Annotated in this window: 15 protein-coding genes and 1 riboswitch; of the genes, 12 read left to right on the top strand and 3 right to left on the bottom strand. The window is 48.8% G+C overall.

All coding sequences use genetic code 11. The annotated features are described in order from the left end of the window. The first annotated feature begins 9 nt into the window (after window positions 1-9). The 5 genes from C8268_RS06980 (at window position 10) to C8268_RS06960 (ending at window position 6,626) form a co-directional block, all read left to right on the top strand. Window positions 10-891, top strand: coding sequence for a carbohydrate ABC transporter permease (locus tag C8268_RS06980; protein ID WP_106767002.1), 882 nt, complete (start codon window positions 10-12; stop codon window positions 889-891). Further along, on the top strand, window positions 891-1,727 hold the full coding sequence (locus C8268_RS06975; RefSeq protein ID WP_106767001.1) for a carbohydrate ABC transporter permease: 837 nt from the start codon (window positions 891-893) through the stop codon (window positions 1,725-1,727). Before C8268_RS06980 ends, C8268_RS06975 begins: the two co-directional genes overlap by 1 nt. A gap of 77 nt (window positions 1,728-1,804) precedes the next feature. Further along, a complete protein-coding gene (locus tag C8268_RS06970) occupies window positions 1,805-3,091 on the top strand; it encodes an ABC transporter substrate-binding protein (RefSeq protein WP_106767000.1) in 1,287 nt (428 codons plus the stop codon). A 121-nt stretch (window positions 3,092-3,212) separates the two neighbouring features. Next, entirely contained in the window at window positions 3,213-4,565 is a 1,353-nt protein-coding gene (locus C8268_RS06965; protein WP_106766999.1) for a GH1 family beta-glucosidase, read from the top strand. 24 nt (window positions 4,566-4,589) lie between these two features. After that, window positions 4,590-6,626 carry a beta-galactosidase gene (locus C8268_RS06960; RefSeq protein WP_106766998.1) on the top strand — a complete coding sequence of 679 codons (2,037 nt, stop codon included), beginning with the start codon at window positions 4,590-4,592 and terminating at the stop codon, window positions 6,624-6,626. Window positions 6,627-6,705: 79 nt separating this feature from the next. On the opposite strand, the gene C8268_RS06955 is transcribed toward C8268_RS06960, so the two are convergent. After that, complete coding sequence (locus C8268_RS06955) at window positions 6,706-7,878, bottom strand: ROK family protein (protein ID WP_106766997.1); 1,173 nt, start codon at window positions 7,876-7,878, stop codon at window positions 6,706-6,708. A 272-nt stretch (window positions 7,879-8,150) separates the two neighbouring features. On the opposite strand from C8268_RS06955, the gene xylA reads away from it, so the two are divergent. From xylA to C8268_RS06935, 3 genes are all read left to right on the top strand, one after another. Then, a complete protein-coding gene (gene xylA / locus C8268_RS06950; RefSeq protein ID WP_106766996.1) occupies window positions 8,151-9,467 on the top strand; it encodes a xylose isomerase in 1,317 nt (438 codons plus the stop codon). 143 nt (window positions 9,468-9,610) lie between these two features. Next, window positions 9,611-11,107 (top strand): xylulokinase, encoded by a 1,497-nt coding sequence (gene xylB, locus C8268_RS06945; protein WP_106766995.1) that lies wholly within the window; start codon window positions 9,611-9,613, stop codon window positions 11,105-11,107. A gap of 367 nt (window positions 11,108-11,474) precedes the next feature. Beyond that, entirely contained in the window at window positions 11,475-12,617 is a 1,143-nt protein-coding gene (locus C8268_RS06935; protein WP_106766993.1) for a transglutaminase domain-containing protein, read from the top strand. Between the two features lie 107 nt (window positions 12,618-12,724). Here C8268_RS06935 and C8268_RS06930 read toward each other — a convergent pair whose 3' ends face one another. Further along, a complete protein-coding gene (locus tag C8268_RS06930) occupies window positions 12,725-14,173 on the bottom strand; it encodes an amino acid permease (RefSeq protein ID WP_106766992.1) in 1,449 nt (482 codons plus the stop codon). 108 nt (window positions 14,174-14,281) lie between these two features. Beyond that, window positions 14,282-14,473: riboswitch (Lysine riboswitch) on the bottom strand. 112 nt (window positions 14,474-14,585) lie between these two features. Then, window positions 14,586-15,716 (bottom strand): virulence factor, encoded by a 1,131-nt coding sequence (locus C8268_RS06925; protein ID WP_106766991.1) that lies wholly within the window; start codon window positions 15,714-15,716, stop codon window positions 14,586-14,588. Between the two features lie 164 nt (window positions 15,717-15,880). Here C8268_RS06925 and C8268_RS22645 point away from each other — a divergent pair, with 164 nt between their 5' ends. Genes C8268_RS22645 through cydS form a run of 4 tightly spaced genes read left to right on the top strand, consistent with a single transcriptional unit; the run spans window position 15,881 to window position 18,533 of the window. Further along, complete coding sequence (locus C8268_RS22645; protein WP_158702692.1) at window positions 15,881-16,018, top strand: hypothetical protein; 138 nt, start codon at window positions 15,881-15,883, stop codon at window positions 16,016-16,018. A 30-nt stretch (window positions 16,019-16,048) separates the two neighbouring features. Further along, window positions 16,049-17,401: a cytochrome ubiquinol oxidase subunit I gene (locus tag C8268_RS06920; RefSeq protein WP_106766990.1), complete on the top strand. Its 1,353-nt coding sequence runs from the start codon at window positions 16,049-16,051 to the stop codon at window positions 17,399-17,401. Further along, window positions 17,398-18,429 carry a cytochrome d ubiquinol oxidase subunit II gene (locus C8268_RS06915; protein WP_106766989.1) on the top strand — a complete coding sequence of 344 codons (1,032 nt, stop codon included), beginning with the start codon at window positions 17,398-17,400 and terminating at the stop codon, window positions 18,427-18,429. Before C8268_RS06920 ends, C8268_RS06915 begins: the two co-directional genes overlap by 4 nt. A gap of 5 nt (window positions 18,430-18,434) precedes the next feature. After that, window positions 18,435-18,533, top strand: coding sequence for a cytochrome bd oxidase small subunit CydS family protein (gene cydS, locus C8268_RS23510; RefSeq protein WP_420094235.1), 99 nt, complete (start codon window positions 18,435-18,437; stop codon window positions 18,531-18,533). Window positions 18,534-18,563 lie beyond the last annotated feature (30 nt).

Here is an 18,563-nt window from a genome sequence, read left to right as displayed (position 1 = left end):
GAGATTCACATGAAGGAGAAAAGAATAACAGCACTCCTGCAACAGTTGGTATATGTAGGTCCAGCGTTATTGTTTTTCAGTATTACAATCATGATCCCGTTTGTAATGGGGATGTATTATTCTTTTACAAATTGGAATGGCGTATCCGGAAATGTCGAGTGGGTAGGGTTTGATAACTTTGTCAAAATATTTACTGATGACCCTTCATTTGCCGACTCTTTCTGGTTTACGACCAAGTTTACTATTGTCGGTGTTATATTAACGAATCTGGTCGGATTTTTCCTCGCATACTTCTTGACGAAGAAGATTCGCGGACGAAATTTTTTGCGGACGATCTTCTTTATGCCGAACGTGATCGGCGGTCTGCTCCTTGGTTTTATCTGGCAGTTCATCTTCGTGAAGGGCTTTGCTACGCTTGGAGATGTAACCGGTCTATCTTTCTTCCAACTGCCGTGGCTGGGCGATGAGGTTACCGGTTTCTGGGGAATCATCATGGTATTCGTATGGCAATCTTCCGGATACTTGATGATCATCTATATTGCCTCGATCACCAACGTGTCGAAGGAAGTGCTCGAAGCCGCTGAAATCGATGGGGCCAGCCGCTTCCAGGTCCTTAAGAACATCATGGTTCCGCTGATTATGCCGGCGGTCACGGTGTGTCTATTCTTGGCGATATCCTGGTCTTTCAAAATGTTTGACCTGAACCTGTCGCTGACCAAAGGTGGACCTTATGGTTCGACCGAGTCACTGGCAATGAACGTGTACAATGAAGCTTTCTTGAATAACCGCTACGGTTTGGGAACGGCGAAGTCTTTGATCTTCTTCATTGTGGTGGCCATCATCACTCTTGTTCAGGTCCGCCTGACAAAGAATAAGGAGGTTGAAGCTTGATGAAGACCAAATCCTCAAAATCGTCATCGGCCCTGTTCTTGCAAATCATAATGTTTATCATTGCTATTATCTTTTTGTCACCTTTTTATTTCCTGCTCGTCAACTCGGTGAAATCGCTCGGGGATATTATGGTCAATGCGGCTGACTTCCCGAATCAATTTCATTGGGACAACTATCTTAAAGCTTGGGAGCTAACGAGATTTCCGGTAGCATTTAAGAACTCCCTTGTCATTACGGTCATCAGTAACTTGATCATCGCGATGCTCAGTGCAATGGCCGCGTACCGGATGGTCCGTGCGAACACGGTTTTCAACCGGGTGGTGTTTATGATCTTCGTATCGGCGATGGTTATTCCGTTTCAGTCCATCATGATCCCGCTGATGCAAGTCGTTGGCTGGCTGAACGTTAACAACAGCATGGTTGGTCTGATTCTGTGTTACCTGGGGCTGGGTATCCCGCTTTCCATCTTCCTGTTCCATGGATTCGTTAAATCGATTCCGCTGGAGATCGAGGAGGCGGCTACGGTTGACGGGGCATCATCATACGACGTCTTTGTCCGCATCGTTCTGCCGATGTTGAAGCCGATGCTCGTGACGGTCATCATTCTGAACAGCTTGTGGGTCTGGAATGACTATCTGTTGCCGTCTTTGATTTTGCAAAGTCCTGAGCTGCGGACCATTCCGCTTGCGACATTCACCTTCTTTGGAGAGTATTCCAAGCAGTGGGATATGGCGCTGCCAACATTGGTACTCGGGGTTACGCCGATCATTATATTTTTCTTATCATTGCAGAAGTATATCGTTGAAGGTGTTGCCGCAGGATCTATTAAAGGTTGATTTGATCTTTTCGTGGTGAACACACTCAGGATGGTTTCTCAAACTTTATATAATTCATAATCAGGGGGTAACCAAAGATGAAAAAAATGAAGTTCACTCTCATCATGCTGTTGGCTTTCTCTATGCTGCTTTCAGCGTGCGGCGGCAGCTCAACAGAAGGGGAAAGCGAGAGCAATGATACCGCTTCCGGAGAAGTCAAGACGGTAAAGATCTTTCAGTTCAAGACCGAAATTGTAGACGCATTGAACGAGCTAAAGGTTGAATTTGAAAAAGAGTATCCGAATATCAAGCTCGATATTCAAACGGTTGGCGGGGGCGCAGATTACGGCGCGTCCTTGAAGACAAAGTTTGCATCGGGTGATGCGCCAGACATTTTCTCCAATGGCGGTTATGCCGAAATGGAAATGTGGCTTGAAAACCTGGAAGATTTGTCTGATCAGCCATGGGTAGACGATCTGGTTGATATGGCTAAACAGCCGATGACCAAGGACGGCAAAGTATACGGCATGCCGATGAACCTTGAAGGTTGGGGCTACATCTACAATAAAGATTTGTTCGAGAAAGCCGGCATCACGGAGCTGCCTAAGACCTACTCTCAGCTGGAGGATGCAGCTAAGAAACTAGAAGCTATCGGTGTAACGCCGTTCGCCAATGCGTATCAAGAGTGGTGGCTGTTCGGTAACCAAGGTATCAACCCTGCATTCGCAATGCAAGATGATCCGGATGCATTTATTCAAGGTTTGAGTGACGGAACCGAGACATTCGTGGGTGATCCATTGTTTGAAGAGTGGGCGAAGCTGATGCAGCTTACGCTCGACTACGGCAACAACAATCCGTTGACTACAGACTACCAGACGGCTATCTCTTTGTTGGCGACTGAAGAAGCAGCCATGATGCAAAACGGAAACTGGTCCCAAGTCGAGATTGATGCGATTAATCCAGATTTGAACCTGGGCTTCCTGCCGATGCCTATGGGCGAGGATGCGGAGCTGAATGACAAGCTGAGCGTCGGCGTACCAGCTAACCTTGTGGTCAACAAAAACTCCCCGGTGAAGGAAGAAGCGAAGATCTTTTTGAACTGGCTTGTCACTTCCGATATCGGTCAAGAATATATCGTGAAGAAATTTAAATTTATTCCGGCTTTGACCACAATCGAACCGTCGCCTGAGGATATGGGCGATCTGGGTACAGCCGTATGGGAATATGTTGAGGCTGACAAAGTACTGCCGCAGCAGTCTTCCAAGTTTCCAGATGGCGTAACGCAGGAGTTCGCGAATTCGATGCAGGCGTACTTTGCCGGCAAATCCGATGTCACTAAAATGCTTGAGGATATGCAGGCTTCATGGAATAGTTTGAAACAGTAAACTCCGACAGGAGCATGAAAGCTTGAAGCATTAACTATATGCACCGTCTCCTAGCCGGTTTTTTGGATGCAGGAGCGGTGCATTTTTCATAAGACTAAATAAAGAGAGGGAGAGATTGACGATGAGTATTCATAAGTTTCCCCAGGATTTTAAATGGGGTGTAGCGACAGCCTCCTACCAGATTGAAGGGGCCTACAATGAGGATGGGCGAGGGATGTCGATCTGGGATACCTTTGCCCACACGCCGGGCAAGGTGAAAAACGGTGACAACGGCAACATCGCCTGCGACAGCTATCATCGCGTGGAAGAGGATGTGCAGCTGCTGAAAGATTTGGGCGTAAAGGTGTACCGTTTCTCGGTATCCTGGCCTCGCGTGCTTCCTCAAGGAACGGGTGAAGTGAATCGGGCCGGGCTTGATTATTACCACCGTCTGGTGGACGCCCTCCTTGCTAACGGGATCGAGCCGTTCTGCACGCTTTATCATTGGGACTTGCCGCAGGCTTTGCAAGATCAAGGAGGCTGGGGTAGCCGAGTATCTATCGATGCATTTGCCGAGTATGCGGAGCTGATGTTTAACGAGTTCAAAGGCAAAATCAAGCATTGGATCACGTTCAATGAGCCGTGGTGCATGGCTTTCCTTTCGAACTATCTCGGTGTACATGCTCCGGGCAATAAAGATCTGCAATTAGCGATCGATGTGAGTCACCATCTGCTCGTTGCTCACGGAAAGGCCGTTCGGAAGTTCAGGGAACTCGGCATTCCAGGTGAGATCGGCATCGCCCCGAACACGGCTTGGGCTGTGCCTTACCGTAATACGCAAGAGGATATCGACGCATGCTTGCGAATCAACGGTTGGTCGGGCGACTGGTATCTTGATCCGATCTACTTCGGGGAGTATCCGAAGTTTATGCTGGAATGGTATGAAAAAATCGGCTACAAACCTCCCGTTGTCGAAGGAGACATGGAGATAATTCATCAGCCGATCGATTTCATCGGGATCAATTACTACACTTCCTCAATGAACCGTTACAATTCGGATGAAGCCGGCGGGATGTTGTCCAGTGAAGAAGTGTCACTTGGCGTTCCTAAGACCGATATCGGATGGGAGATTTATGCGGAAGGGCTATATCAGCTGCTGCGTTATACCGCTGACAAGTACGGCAACCCAAGCCTTTATATTACGGAGAATGGCGCTTGCTATAACGACGGTTTGGAACTGGACGGACGCATTCACGACCAGCGCCGGATCGACTATCTCGGTATGCATTTAATCCAAGCCAGCCGTGCCATCGAAGACGGGATCAACTTGAAAGGTTATATGGAATGGTCGCTGATGGATAATTTTGAATGGGCGGAAGGCTATGGGATGCGATTTGGTCTGGTGCACGTGGATTACGATACTTTGGTCCGTACGAAGAAAGACAGCTATTACTGGTATAAAGGTGTTATCTCAAGAAATTGGTTCGTATTGTAATTTTACAGTGGGGAGGTTCCTATTATGATTAATCCAAAGATTCCAAAAATATGGTATGGCGGGGATTACAACCCGGAGCAGTGGGATAAAGCGACGATGGACGAGGATATGCGAATGTTTAAATTGGCGGGGGTCGATGTCGCTACAATCAATGTGTTCTCATGGGCCAGAAACCAGCCGGATGAGGAGAGCTATCACTTCGAATGGCTTGACGATATTATGGATCGCTTGGCGGCGGAAGGTGTTAAGGTCTGCCTTGGTACAAGTACGGCAGCCCATCCAGCGTGGATGGCGAAGAAATATCCGGATATTCTGCGCGTGGATTACGAGGGACGCAAGCGCAAATTTGGCGGCCGTCATAACTCATGTCCGAACAGTCCGACTTACCGTAAATATGCGGCGCGGATGGCAAGAAACTTGGCTGAGCGCTATAAGGATCATCCGGCGCTGGCTATCTGGCACGTCGCTAACGAATATGGCGGCTATTGCTATTGCGATAACTGCGAGCGGCAGTTTCGTGTCTGGCTGAAAGAGCGCTATGGGACGCTGGAGAAGTTGAATGCTGCATGGAACAGCGGTTTTTGGGGTCATACGTTCTACGATTGGGACGAAATCGTCGTGCCGAATGCACTCAGCGAAGAATTTGAAGGGAACCGGACCTTCTTCCAGGGCATTTCCATCGATTATCGTCGCTTCCAATCCGACAGCTTGCTGGAGTGCTACCTGCTAGAGAGGGACGAAATTAAACGTATAACGCCGGATATTCCGGTGACGACGAATCTGATGGGATTTTATCCTGAGCTGGATTATTTTAAATGGGCCAAACATATGGATGTTGTATCCTGGGACAACTACCCTGCCATTGATACGCCGGTTAGCTTTACGGCGATGTCTCACAACCTGATGCGCGGGCTCAAGAGCGGTCAGCCGTTCATGCTGATGGAGCAGACGCCGAGCGTTCAGAACTGGTCTCCATACAATTCGGCCAAGCGTCCGGGAGTGATGCGGCTCTGGAGCTATCAGGCGGTCGCGCACGGTGCTGATACGGTTATGTTCTTCCAGCTCCGCCGATCAATTGGCGCATGTGAGAAATTCCACGGTGCTCTGATCGAGCATGTGGGACATGAGCATACGCGGGTGTTCCGCGAATGCGCTGAGCTGGGGCAAGAGCTGCAGAAGCTTGGAGACAAGATTCTGGATGCCCGCTCAAACGCGAAAGTGGCGATCATGTACGATTGGGAAAACCGCTGGGCGCTTGAGCTGTCAAGCGGACCGACGAAGGAATTGAAGTATGTTGATGAGATTCATAAATACTATGCAGCTCTGTACGATCAAAATATTCAAACAGATATTATCAGCGTTGAAGAAGATTTCGGTAAATATGATGTTGTCATCGCGCCTGTTCTGTATATGGTAAAGCCAGGTGTTGCAAAGCGGATCGAGCAGTTCGTATCGGATGGCGGGACGTTCGTGACCACTTTCTTCAGCGGAATCGTTAACGAGCATGATCTGGTTACGCTGGGTGGATATCCGGGCGAGCTTCGCAACGTGACGGGGATATGGGCGGAAGAGATAGACGCTCTGCTGCCGGGACAACACAATCAAATCGTGATGAAACAGAATTCAGGCGCGCTTGCCGGAAGCTATTCCTGCGGAATTTTGTGCGATGTGATCCATGCGGAAACGGCTGAGGTTCTGGCGGAGTATGGAGCCGATTTTTATGAAGGTACGCCGGTGCTGACGAAAAACCGATTCGGTAAAGGGCAGGCGTATTATGTTGGCAGCAGTCCCGATGCAGCTTTCCTTCGCGACTTTATCACGGATCTATGCGACGAACAAGGAGTCAAGCCGCTGCTGAATACGCCAGAAGGCGTTGAGGTTGCGGAGCGGGTGAAGGAAGGGAAATCGCTGCTGTTTGTTATGAACCATAATGCGGAAGAGATGACATTTGACGCAGGTTCTGAAAGCCTAACGGATCTCTTGACTGATCGGGCGCTATCGGGTTTGGTTTCGATTGCTGGAAGGGGCGTTATGATCTTGGAGCGACCTGTTTCCAACTGAATCCTTCAAGGAGCCATCCCAAAAGATCTAAGATCTCGCGGGATGGCTCCTTGGTTATGGCTGCGTAAACCCCAGCCATTTATGTTGCAGGGACAGATACCCTGACAGGTCCTAAAAATTGTGATATAGCGGAGTAGGCAGCCCCGATCATCGTGGAGCGGCTGCCAAGCTCAGCAAATCGAATCTCCATCAGCTCCCGGTGATACGGAAGCGTACGCTCTGCGACAACTTGCTGAAGGCTGTCTTCGATCCAGGCTTTTGCATCCGACAACGGTCCACCGATGATGACGGATTGCGGATTGAATCCGTTTACGAGATTTGTAATGCCGATTCCTAGATAGCGCCCGATCTCTTGAAAGTGGCGGATGGTCTCCGCATGTCCAGCCTCGGCATGGCTCACCAGTTCCGAGGTGCGGTTGGAAGGGAGAAGGCCGCGTTTGTCGGCATACGACTTTTCCGATGCATACAGCTCCCAGCAGCCTCGGTTGCCGCATGAGCAGGCTTTGCCGTCCGCCTCGATCGACATGTGCCCGCTTTCCCCGGCATAGCCACGAGCTCCTTTGTACAGCTCACCGTTAATAATGATTCCCGAACCGATGCCGCTGCCGGCGCTGATGTACAGTAGATGACGGGCATCCTGTCCTGCTCCAAAGCGAAGCTCGCCTTGAGCGCCTGCATTTGCTTCATTGTCGATTGTAACGGGCAGTCCTAGCTCTTCTTCCAGCATGCGACGCATCGGAACCATGTCCCAGCCGAGGTTGGGAGCGAAAAGGATCGTTCCATCACCATCCACCATGCCGGGAACGCCGACGCCGATACCGATCATGCCGTAGGGAGAAGGTGGAGCCTGTTTCACAAGCCTGTTCACCAGTGTGATCATATGCTTCGTTACGGTTTCTACATCATGGTCTATGAGCGTATCCTCCGCCTCGGCCACTATGTTACCTTCCAGGTCCGTCAGGATCGCCGTCATTTGGTTGACGCTTAGTTCAACGCCGATCGCATAACCGGCCTGGCCATTGAACAGAAGCATCTGCGGCTTCCTTCCGCCGCTGGATTTACCGGGCCCGATTTCCTGGAGCAGATGATGGGCAGACAGCTCCTGAACAAGATTGGATACCGTAGCTTTATTAAGACCGGTCAGTTCGGATACCTTAGCACGGGAGATTGGAGCGTGGCGGCGAATCGTATCGAGAATGATGGATGTGTTTATTTTTTTGACCAGTGCCTGGTCACCTGTAATTCTAGTCATGTTTCTTCATCCTTTAACACAGCTTAGCTAACGTTTTGATATGCTCATAGTCTAGGCGCAACGTTCGGAAATTGCAACCGTCTTCGCAAGAAATAAGGATGGTGTAAAGAAAGAAGTAAGTACCTAAGACAAGCAGGGAAGAAGAGACATTGATCCGTGAAAAAAATGTAAGTCCACTACTTTGTTTAACCAATAGACAAAGTGGTTAGGGTGTGTTAGGATATCCCTGTAAGCGTTAACGACTCTTAACTAGGTATAGGAGGATTTATTTAATGGCCTATTTCAACAACATCAGCAAAGTCGAGTATGAAGGAAGCACATCCACCAATCCTTATGCTTTTAAATTTTATAATCCAACAGAAGTCATAGCCGGCAAAACGATGGAGGAGCATCTCCGTTTCGCTATGGCTTACTGGCATACATTAACGGCGGGTGGGACCGATCCGTTTGGTTCAGACACCGCAGTTCGTCCTTGGGGGAATTACTCCGGCATGGATCTTGCGAAAGCTCGCGTTGAAGCCGGATTTGAGTTTATGGAGAAAATGAACCTGCCGTATTTCTGTTTCCATGATGTGGACATCGCTCCGGAAGGCAGCAGCTTGCGGGAATTCTACAGCAACATCGATACGATCGTGGATCTGATCGAAGAGCATATGAAATCCACGGGTAAGAAGCTGCTATGGAACACGGCAAACATGTTCACTAATCCTCGTTTTATGCATGGCGCAGGTACGACATGCAATGCGGACGTTTATGCCCATGCCGCTGCACAGATCAAGAAAGGTCTTGAAGTCGGCAAACGTCTTGGCGCCGAAAACTACGTGTTCTGGGGCGGACGTGAAGGCTATGAAACGCTGCTGAACACCGATATGGCGCTTGAGTTGGACAACCTGGCACGCTTGTTCCATATGGCAGTGGATTACGCGAAGGAGATTGGCTTCGACGCTCAGTTCTTGATCGAGCCTAAACCGAAAGAGCCGACCAAGCATCAATACGATTTCGATGCTGCAACGACGATTGCATTCTTGCAAAAATACGGCCTCGACAAACACTTCAAGCTGAACCTTGAAGCCAACCATGCGACGCTCGCTGGCCATACGTTTGAGCATGAGCTTCGTGTAGCTCGTATCAACGGTATGCTCGGTTCCCTCGATGCGAACCAGGGCGACATGCTGCTTGGATGGGATACAGACGAGTTCCCGGTAAACATCTATGATGCTACCCTGACGTTGTATGAAGTGCTGATGAACGGTGGGTTGGGACGCGGTGGTGTGAACTTCGACGCGAAGGTTCGCCGTCCGTCCTTCGAGCCAGAAGATCTCTTCTTGGCGCATATCGCCGGCATGGATACCTATGCGAAAGGCTTGAAAGTTGCTGCCAAACTGATTGAGGATCGCGTGTACGAAGATTTCATCGAAAAACGTTACAGCAGCTTTAAGGAAGGAATCGGAGCAGACGTTGTAGCAGGCAAGGCAACGCTGTCTTCCCTGGCTGAGTATGCACTGAACAACGAATCTCCTCGCAAAAATGAATCCGGCCGCCAAGAAATGCTTAAAGCGATTTTGAACCAATACATTCTTGCGAACTAATCATGAGGCCAAGACGGCTCATTTCCTGAAATTCAAATCTTCACCGGCTCCCCGTAGGGAAGCCGGTGTACTTATTTGATAACCTGAATAAGAGCCCAGGTAGTTTTGTTTTAATCCCGTTTAAACGGTTAGGAGGAATGCAGATGAGTTACGTCATCGGAGTTGATTTGGGTACCAGCGCAGTGAAGACAGTGCTGGTAGACCGCAGCGGCAGGGTAGTTAGCGAGCATTCGGAATCGTATCCGCTGAGTCAGCCAAAGCCGGGATACAGCGAACAGCGCCCGGAAGATTGGGTAGATAAGACGGTATTGTCTTTGCGACTCTTGCTTGAAGAGGCGAAGGTATCTCCGTCCCAGATCGAAGGGCTAAGTTTCTCCGGTCAGATGCACGGCCTCGTTTTGGTGGATGAGGAGGGTGCAGCGCTGCGTCCGGCTATTTTGTGGAATGACACCAGGACGACAGCCCAGTGCCGCCGAATCGAGAAGATCCTTCAGGAGAAGTTGCTGCGCATTGCACGCAACCGTGCTCTGGAAGGCTTTACGCTACCGAAGATTTTGTGGGTGCAAGAGAACGAGCCGGAGTTATTGGATCGGGCATCGCTGTTTCTGCTGCCGAAGGATTATGTTAGATACCGGCTGACTGGACAGTTCGCGATGGACTACTCGGATGCGGCGGGGACACTGCTGTTGGATGTGGCAGAGAAAACCTGGAGCAAAGACATACTCGATGCTTTTAACCTGCCGCATTCTTTATGCCCTCCGCTTGTGGAATCTTTCGCAGAATGCGGAACGCTGCTGCCTGAAATGGCAAACCAGACCGGCCTCCTTCCGGAGACAAAGGTTTTTTCAGGCGGCGCGGACAATGCCTGCGGTGCGATCGGCGCAGGCATTCTGGCAGACGGGCAGACGATGTGCAGCATCGGCACGTCCGGTGTAGTGCTTTCTTATGAAGAACGGAAAGATGTTGATTTCGAAGGCAAGGTTCACTTCTTCAACCACAGCGAGAAAGATGCGTATTACATTATGGGTGTCACGCTTGCGGCGGGATACAGCCTTACTTGGTTTAAAGAAACTTTTGCCCCGGATACCTCGTTTGATGAGCTGCTGAATGGCATCGGGGATGTTCCGGCAGGCAGCGGGGGCTTGTTGTTCACACCGTATATCGTCGGTGAGCGCACGCCTCATCCGGATGCTGATATCCGCGGCAGCTTCATCGGAATGGATGCAGGCCACAGGCTTCCGCATTTTACGCGTGCAGTTTTGGAGGGAATTACTTTTTCACTTCGCGAATCAATCGATATATTGCGAGCATCGGGCAAGTTAATCGACCGGGTCATTTCGATCGGCGGCGGTGCAAAGAATGAAATCTGGCTTCAGATGCAGGCCGATATGTTTAATGCCGAGATCGTGAAGCTGGAAAGCGAGCAGGGGCCGGCCATGGGCGCTGCAATGCTTGCCGCATATGGCTGCGGCTGGTTTCCAAGTCTGCAAGCCTGCGCGGCGGAGTTTCTGCGTGAAGCTAAAACCTACGTACCGAATCCCGAAACGGCTCAAAAGTACGAGAAGTTGTTCGGACTATATAAGACAGTATACGGTGCTACGCGCGAGCTGAGTAAGGGACTAGCGGAATTTCATGGTTAACCGGGGCTTTAAGGAACACGGTTCAAGCCGCCTCAAGAAGGTAAAAAATCATATCCGTATAAAGTTACAGCGGTGCAAAGTGTTATTTTGCATCGCTGTATTTTTGAATCTAGCAGGTAACATTTACATCCTTCTAATCTATTATATGTCTTATCCATACATGCAAGTTGGCAGATATATGACTTTTGGTGAATCGATCGCACGCGCTTTTTTGTTAGTAGAATTACAGTTTAAGCAGCTGCCGTAATTCGTACTTGTTCGACAAAATTCGAACTTGGTCGACAAAATTAGAAGCTTCAAGCTCTGGATTATTATGTTATAATCAGAAATACAAAATAGTATGGAAGACGAAAGGACGGGTATATTCATGAAACGAAGCCGGTCGGCACTTATAAAATTGCTGTTGGTTGGGAGTTTGGCCGTAACTGTAGCCGCTATTCCTGAATCGGTTGAATTCAATAAAGTATATGCCGAATCCAATATGCAGGTTGTAAAGTCTATTGATCAAATTCAGCAAACGCTGATCACAGCGATGAACAACAGACAGACAACCGTTCGCTTTGTATATGAGGGGCAGACCAATTCGCTCAAGACCCAGCTGAAAGAGGCGCTGGAGCAGGCGATGGTGAGCGATCCTTATATACATTACACGATAGCCAGTTATAGCTATGATTACCGGGGGACATCTAGTGCAGCGGATGTGACGGTACGCCTTACATACCGGGAAACTGCGAGCGAGACTGAATATGTCAACAAACGGGTCAAGAGTATTTTGGATACGATCATAAAGCCCGGCATGAACGACCATGAGAAGGTAAAAGCTATTAACGATTGGGTCGTCCTGAATCTGGAGTATGATACATCATTTCAAAAATATACGGCGTATGACGGATTGAGTACAGGAAGCACGGTTTGTCAGGGGTACTCGCTGTTAACGTACAAGATGCTGAAAGAGGCAGGTATTCCTAATAAAATCGTAGAAGGAACCGCTTATCCTGAAGGTAACCCGCAAGGGATACTCCATGCGTGGAATTTGGTTCTTTTGGATGGAGAATGGTACCACCTGGATACGACTTGGAATGATCCGGTGCCCGACCGCAAAGGGAAGGTATCTTATAATTACTACCTCCGAACGGATGAGCAGATGAGAAAAGACCATACCTGGACAAAGCCTTATCCGGCGGCGAACACTACTTACCACAGTACACTTCAAAAGCTGGCATCGCAAAATTCGTCTGAATCCGTTGTTTACCGCAAGATGATGGTGGAGCTGGAGTACCATCTGTATGATCATAAAGAGGTTGTGCGTTCTTATAGCGATTTAAGTCCTAAGGTAAGAGCTGCAAACCAATCCGGTAATAAAGAGCTTGTATTCCGCTTTGACGGCAAGGAAAGTGACTTACTGAAAGTACTTCAGGATTTGCAGCTCAGCGAAAACATTGGAGCGATCCGTTATTACCACGGTCCATTTGAGAACACAGATGATTTGAAGGTTCATATATCTTGGTAAATCGATAAAATGCCTTTTAAAAAAGGAAGTCCCAAGGTCAACAGACCGTCGGGACCTCCTTTTTTTAATATATCAGACATCGAAGGCAAATCGTTTCTTGATCACAATTAGTTGTCATTCGTGCTCAGATCGCACTCGGTAAGCGGTACAATTTTGCTTTTCTTAAACAGACGATATCCGAACCAGATCGCAAAGAACAGCGGAATGCTGATATAGGTTGCAAAGAGCGTAGTCCAGTCCGTTTCGCCGCTGAAATTGCCTTGACCGATGATCGCAACAAGACAGAGCAGGAACGCAAAGATCGGTCCGAACGGGAACCAGCGAGCCCGAAACGGTAAATCCTTCGGATCATGGCCTTGGGCCACATAAGCTTTCCGAAAGCGATAATGGCTGACGGCAATAGCTAGCCAGTTAATAAAGCCGCACATGCCCGAAGCGTTCAACAGCCAAATGTACACGACACCATCCCCGAAAAATGAAGCCAGGAAGGCGAGCATGCCGACAGATGCCGTTACAACAAGGGCTCCAATTGGAACACCGCGGCTGTTTAGGCGGCTTAGCCATTTTGGCGCCATCCCTTGCTTGGCCATTGAGTAGAGCACGCGTGTTGAGGCGTACATGCCGGAGTTTCCGGCGGACAGCACTGAACTCAGGATGACGGCGTTCATGACAGAAGCGGCAAAGGCTAGACCGGCTTTTTCAAATACGAGCGTAAATGGGCTGACACTGATATCTTCGACACCCGATTGAACCAGGCTTGGATGTGTGTACGGAATAAGCAAGCCAATGACGAATATTGCAAATATATAAAAGATCAGAATGCGCCAGAACACTTGACGTATCGCGCGAGGTACGTTCTTTCTCGGGTTCTCGCTTTCCCCGGCGGCAACACCGATGAGCTCGGTTCCCTGGAAGGAGAAACCTGCAGCCATAAAGACACCGAGAATGGCGAAAAAGCCGCCATGCACCGGGCTTCCGTCAAGATTAAAGTTCGTAAATCCGACAGCTTCACCACCGAGAATTCCGAATATCATCATAACACCGACAATCAGAAAGACGATTACGGTGACGACCTTGATAATGGCAAACCAGTATTCGGATTCGCCGTAGCCTTTGGCTGACAATGCGTTTAAACCGAACATAATGCCGAGGAACAACAAGCTCCACAGGAAAGACGGACTATCAGGGAACCAGAACTTGATAATGACCGTAGCGGCAGCAAGCTCCGCTGCGATCGTGACGGCCCAGTTATACCAGAAGTTCCAGCCGACCGCAAAGCCGAACGCCGGACTGACAAAACGTGTTGCATACGTACTAAAGGACCCCGAATCGGGAAGGTAGGTGGCCAGTTCTCCCAGGCTGGTCATGAGAAAATATACCATAAGCCCAACGGCAGCGTAGGCGATTAACGCCCCACCTGGTCCAGCGGAAGCGATGGCACCGCCGCTGGCGAGGAACAGGCCGGTTCCGATCGAACCGCCCAAAGCGATCATGGTCATGTGACGCGTTTTAAAACTTTGTTTAAGTGAGTTCGCCGGTGCTTTCTCACGTCCCATGATGAAACACTCCTTTTTTATAAAATAAATGATCAACACGTTCATGGACATAATGCAAAAGGGCTGCAGTGTACACTGCAGCCCTGGATATATAACCGCATCATACTCCATGAAGATAGCACAACACGGGAAGCTAAGGATTGGCTCCCGTGACAGTTTCGTCCCTTTCGGGATCGAACCCAGCAGACGTTGTAAGAGTCCAGCCGTCCACTTCGGCGAAGGTGCCTTTCAAGCGTGCGTCACAGGTGACTCCTCACCTCAACACGTTTACTGATCACATTCGCAACCTCTACCTCATCGAAATGATGAGGCTATCTTTATTATGTTCTCGAAAGATAAGTATATAGCATCATTTAAGTTTCAAGCAATGGATATTTATACCATTTACGATAATCCCATGTACGCTTAGTACCTAATCACGTAATCGCTTCGCCATTTGCTGCCACACGGTACCGGCGGCTTCTTCGCCAGATTGGATTCGTTCCAGCGCCATGCGAACTTGAAGACTGACTTCAAATTCCGGATCTTGTGCAGCTTCCTCTAGTGCTGGAAGAGCTTCTTCGGTTCCCACTTCATACAGGAACCTGGCTGCACGCCAGCGTACAAGCTTATTGCTGTCTTTCAGCGCTTTCATCATGACAGGTGTGGCTGCTGGGTCGCCGATATCGGACAGCGTATCACCGGCAGTTCGCCGTACAGCTGGCTTTTCATCTGTCATCGCCTCGTATAAAAGCTCCAATGCATCGGCTGTGCCCAAATCGCCGAGGTAGACAACTGCCAAACGGCGAATTTGCATTTTATCATCTTTCAGTGCAGCGCTTAGCAGAGGGATATGGGCTTCTGTTGGCTCCAGCACATCAAGGGCGGCATAACGAACACGCCAGTCAGGGTCCTTCATGGCTGCCTCGATTTCCTCATCGCTCAGCTTTCGGCGCTGCTCAATAAACTCTTCCTCGCCTGAGCTATGGGCAATCGCTTGCTCAACCACTTTTTCCAGCCGTTCTGGAGGGTAGGCCGCTTCGATTTCCTGCTCCACTTCACGCGCAATATCTTCAAGCTCGCCGTAGCGTACACCGTAATCCTTCAGTTTTCGTTCCTTGATCAAGGCGGAAGAGGCTACTTTCCCAACGGCGTTTGTGAAACGGGAGGAAAGTCCGATTCGTTCTTCACGCCCTTCTCCTTTTACACGGATTTGCATCGGGATTCCGCGGAACAGTTGGATAAATACTTGTGCTTCCCCAAACGCCGCGCCGTCATTTTCGTTATCCAGGCCTGATTTCAGGCCTTCTTGGCCAAACTTTTCCTGTACTGCCGCCAGGATGGATGGCCAATCGGCATTACCTTTACGATCGAGTGCGATAAAATCCAGCGTGTGAAAAATACTTTTAACACCGGGGATATGGAGCAGTTCACGGATCCATGCTGGTGCGGAACGTTCGTTATCCAACGTATATGTTTTGCGAATCCCGGGTTCCAGGGATTCATCCAAATGAAGCTTCATGGAGTTTGGACTCGGGGTAGGTTCGATAAACGTAATCTTCATTTCATTCTCAACCTCCTTTTCAATCTATCCTATTGTACCTCTTTTATCGACAGGAAAAAACATAGCGGCTCTTTTCTTCATATGAATCTTCATCAAGCTCGTTATTTTCCCCATTTTGGATAAAAAGAGGAAGGATTGTCAAACTATATATGGGGGTTTCTTGAATGAAGGAAGCAGACCTAGAAGGGAGCTTTTACAGCATGAATCTAAAACAGGATAAAAAACTGGCTGTTATATGCTTTATAGCCGCGGCGATCATGTTGTACGGCACCGTAAAGGCTTTTATACGTTACATGCATTAATTCGGATAATTACAACAAGGAGTGAACGTGATGTCTTCCCTGGACCCTGTAATAATGAGCCGGGTGTTAACCGCATTAACACTGTTCGTCCATATCATTCTCGCAACGATTGGGGTAGGTGTACCGGTGATGCTTGCTTTGGCGGAATGGAGGGGGATACATAGAAATGACGGACACTATACACTGCTTGCTCGCAGGTGGGCAAGGGGATATGTCATTACTGTAGCGGTCGGAGTCGTGACGGGAACCGCAATCGGACTTCAGCTGAGCTTGCTGTGGCCAACGTTTATGCGTGTAGCGGGCAAAGCGATTGCGCTGCCGCTGTTTCTGGAGACGTTCGCTTTTTTTATAGAAGCTATTTTTCTGGGAATCTATTTGTATACTTGGGATCGGTTCAAGGGGAAGTATACCCATCTGCTGCTGCTCATCCCGGTGGCGATCGGTGCTTCCGCCTCTGCTTTTTTCATTACTAGCATGAATGCTTTTATGAACCAGCCGCAGGGCTTTGAACTGGTGAACGGGGTATTTACGAATGTAAACCCGTTAGTGGCTATGTTCAATCCGGCTACACCAACCAAAGTTAGTCATGTCCTCGCCTCTGCCTATACAACGAGTGCCGCCGCCCTGGCAAGTATAGCTGCCTACAGCATGCTGCGGGGAAAGAAGCATGAGTACTTTAAAAAGGCACTGAAGCTGACGGTCATTTCCACCTTGGTATTTGCAGTAGCCACCGTCATCATCGGTGACTTCTCCGGTAAATTTTTGGCTAAATATCAGCCTGAGAAGCTGGCGGCTATGGAATGGCATTTTGAGACCATGAGAGGGGCTCCGCTTATTTATGGCGGTGTTTTGGATGAAAATCGTGATATCAAATATGCGTTAAAAATTCCCTATGCATTAAGCATACTGGCCGGGAATCGACCGGATACCGAGGTGATCGGATTAAATGAATTCCCGGAAGATGAGCAGCCTCCGCTGCTGATTCACTATTTCTTTGATTTAAAAGTGTTGAATGGGGTTCTTCTTGTCATTGTTCCACTTCTATATATATTCCGTAAATGGCTTCCAGGCAAAAAAGCGTATCCGAAGTGGCTGCTTATATGTATTATGGCACTTGCTCCAATGGCCTTGGTCGCGATTTGGCTAGGCTGGTTTTTAGCTGAAGTCGGACGGCAACCGTGGATTTTACGGGGATATATGAAGGTGGGGGAGGCAGCGACAACATCAGCGAATGTCGGGTGGATGCTGCTGCTTTTCATATTGCTGTATTTGGTGCTTGCGATATCGGCTATTCGCGTGCTTGCCAAGCTGTATCGTAACAAAAATGCGGAAGAAGAGCTTGCGATGCTTGATATAAACAGCAAGGGAGATGGCGGAAGATGAGCTACGGATTGGTCGCGATCACCATTTTATGGACATTTTTGTTCGGATATTTAATTGTGGCGTCCATCGATTTTGGGGCCGGTTTTTTCAGCTTTTACAGTGTGATGACAGGACATGAAAATAAAATACATAACATTATTCAGAGATATCTGTCTCCTGTGTGGGAAGTGACGAACGTTTTTCTGATCTTTTTCGTTGTCGGACTTGTCGCTTTCTTTCCGGATGCGGCGTTCTATTACGGTACAGCGCTGCTCGTACCCGGCAGTCTGGCTACGGTGCTGCTTGCGATCCGAGGCGCTTATTACGCTTATAATACATACGGCAGCAGCAAGGAGAATAACAAAATTTACATGGCCCTGTATGGGGCAACCGGGCTGTTGATTCCAGCAGCCTTATCTACTATCTTAGCCATTTCCGAGGGCGGTATCATTTATGTGGCTGACGGGAAGGTGCGCTTGGATTGGGTTAATTTTTTCACGAACCCGTATACATGGTCTGTCATCATGCTGGCTCTCGTCAGTGTTCTATATATATCTGCAATGTTTTTGGCTTATTATGCGAACCGGGCCGGAGATGAGATAGCGTTCGGTGTCGTCAGGGGATATGCACTTATCTGGAGCGGACCGACAATCCTGTTTTCATTTTTTGCATTTCTAACGTTAAATCGGCAAAATCCGGAGCATTTTTCGGCCATGCTTGATGATTCGTGGATGTTTATCGCATCGTTTCTGTGCTTTCTGTTCGCTGTTTACGGAGTGTGGAAGCGGAGGTGGCTCGGTTTATCCTTCATCATGGTTATGCTCCAGTTTGCTTTTGCCTGGTATGGGTACGGCCGCTCACATTTGCCATATGTACTGTATAAATACATCAACATCTATGAAAGTGTAACGAATGATGCGATGGCGATTACGATGATCACGGCATTTGTTCTCGGTCTGTGTGTGCTCATTCCGTCACTGGTTCTGCTGATGCGACTGTTCTTGTTTGATGCCAACTACATCCTGGGAAAATCCGGAAAGAAGGGGTGAAATCAATGGCCGACTTCACTATTTTCATCGCGCCTTTTCTGACGGTTGGAGTCTCTATAGCTTTTATGGTAGTGTATGCAATGAAATACAAAGACCCGTCTTAAGCAGGAAGCACACGGTTTAAGTGTATGAAA

Origin of the sequence: Paenibacillus faecalis (genome assembly GCF_900289175.1) — a bacterium.
Classification (GTDB): domain Bacteria; phylum Bacillota; class Bacilli; order Paenibacillales; family Paenibacillaceae; genus Paenibacillus_AQ; species Paenibacillus_AQ faecalis.
Note: the sequence above shows the minus strand (reverse complement) of the source record. Positions and strands in the feature narration are given on the sequence as shown.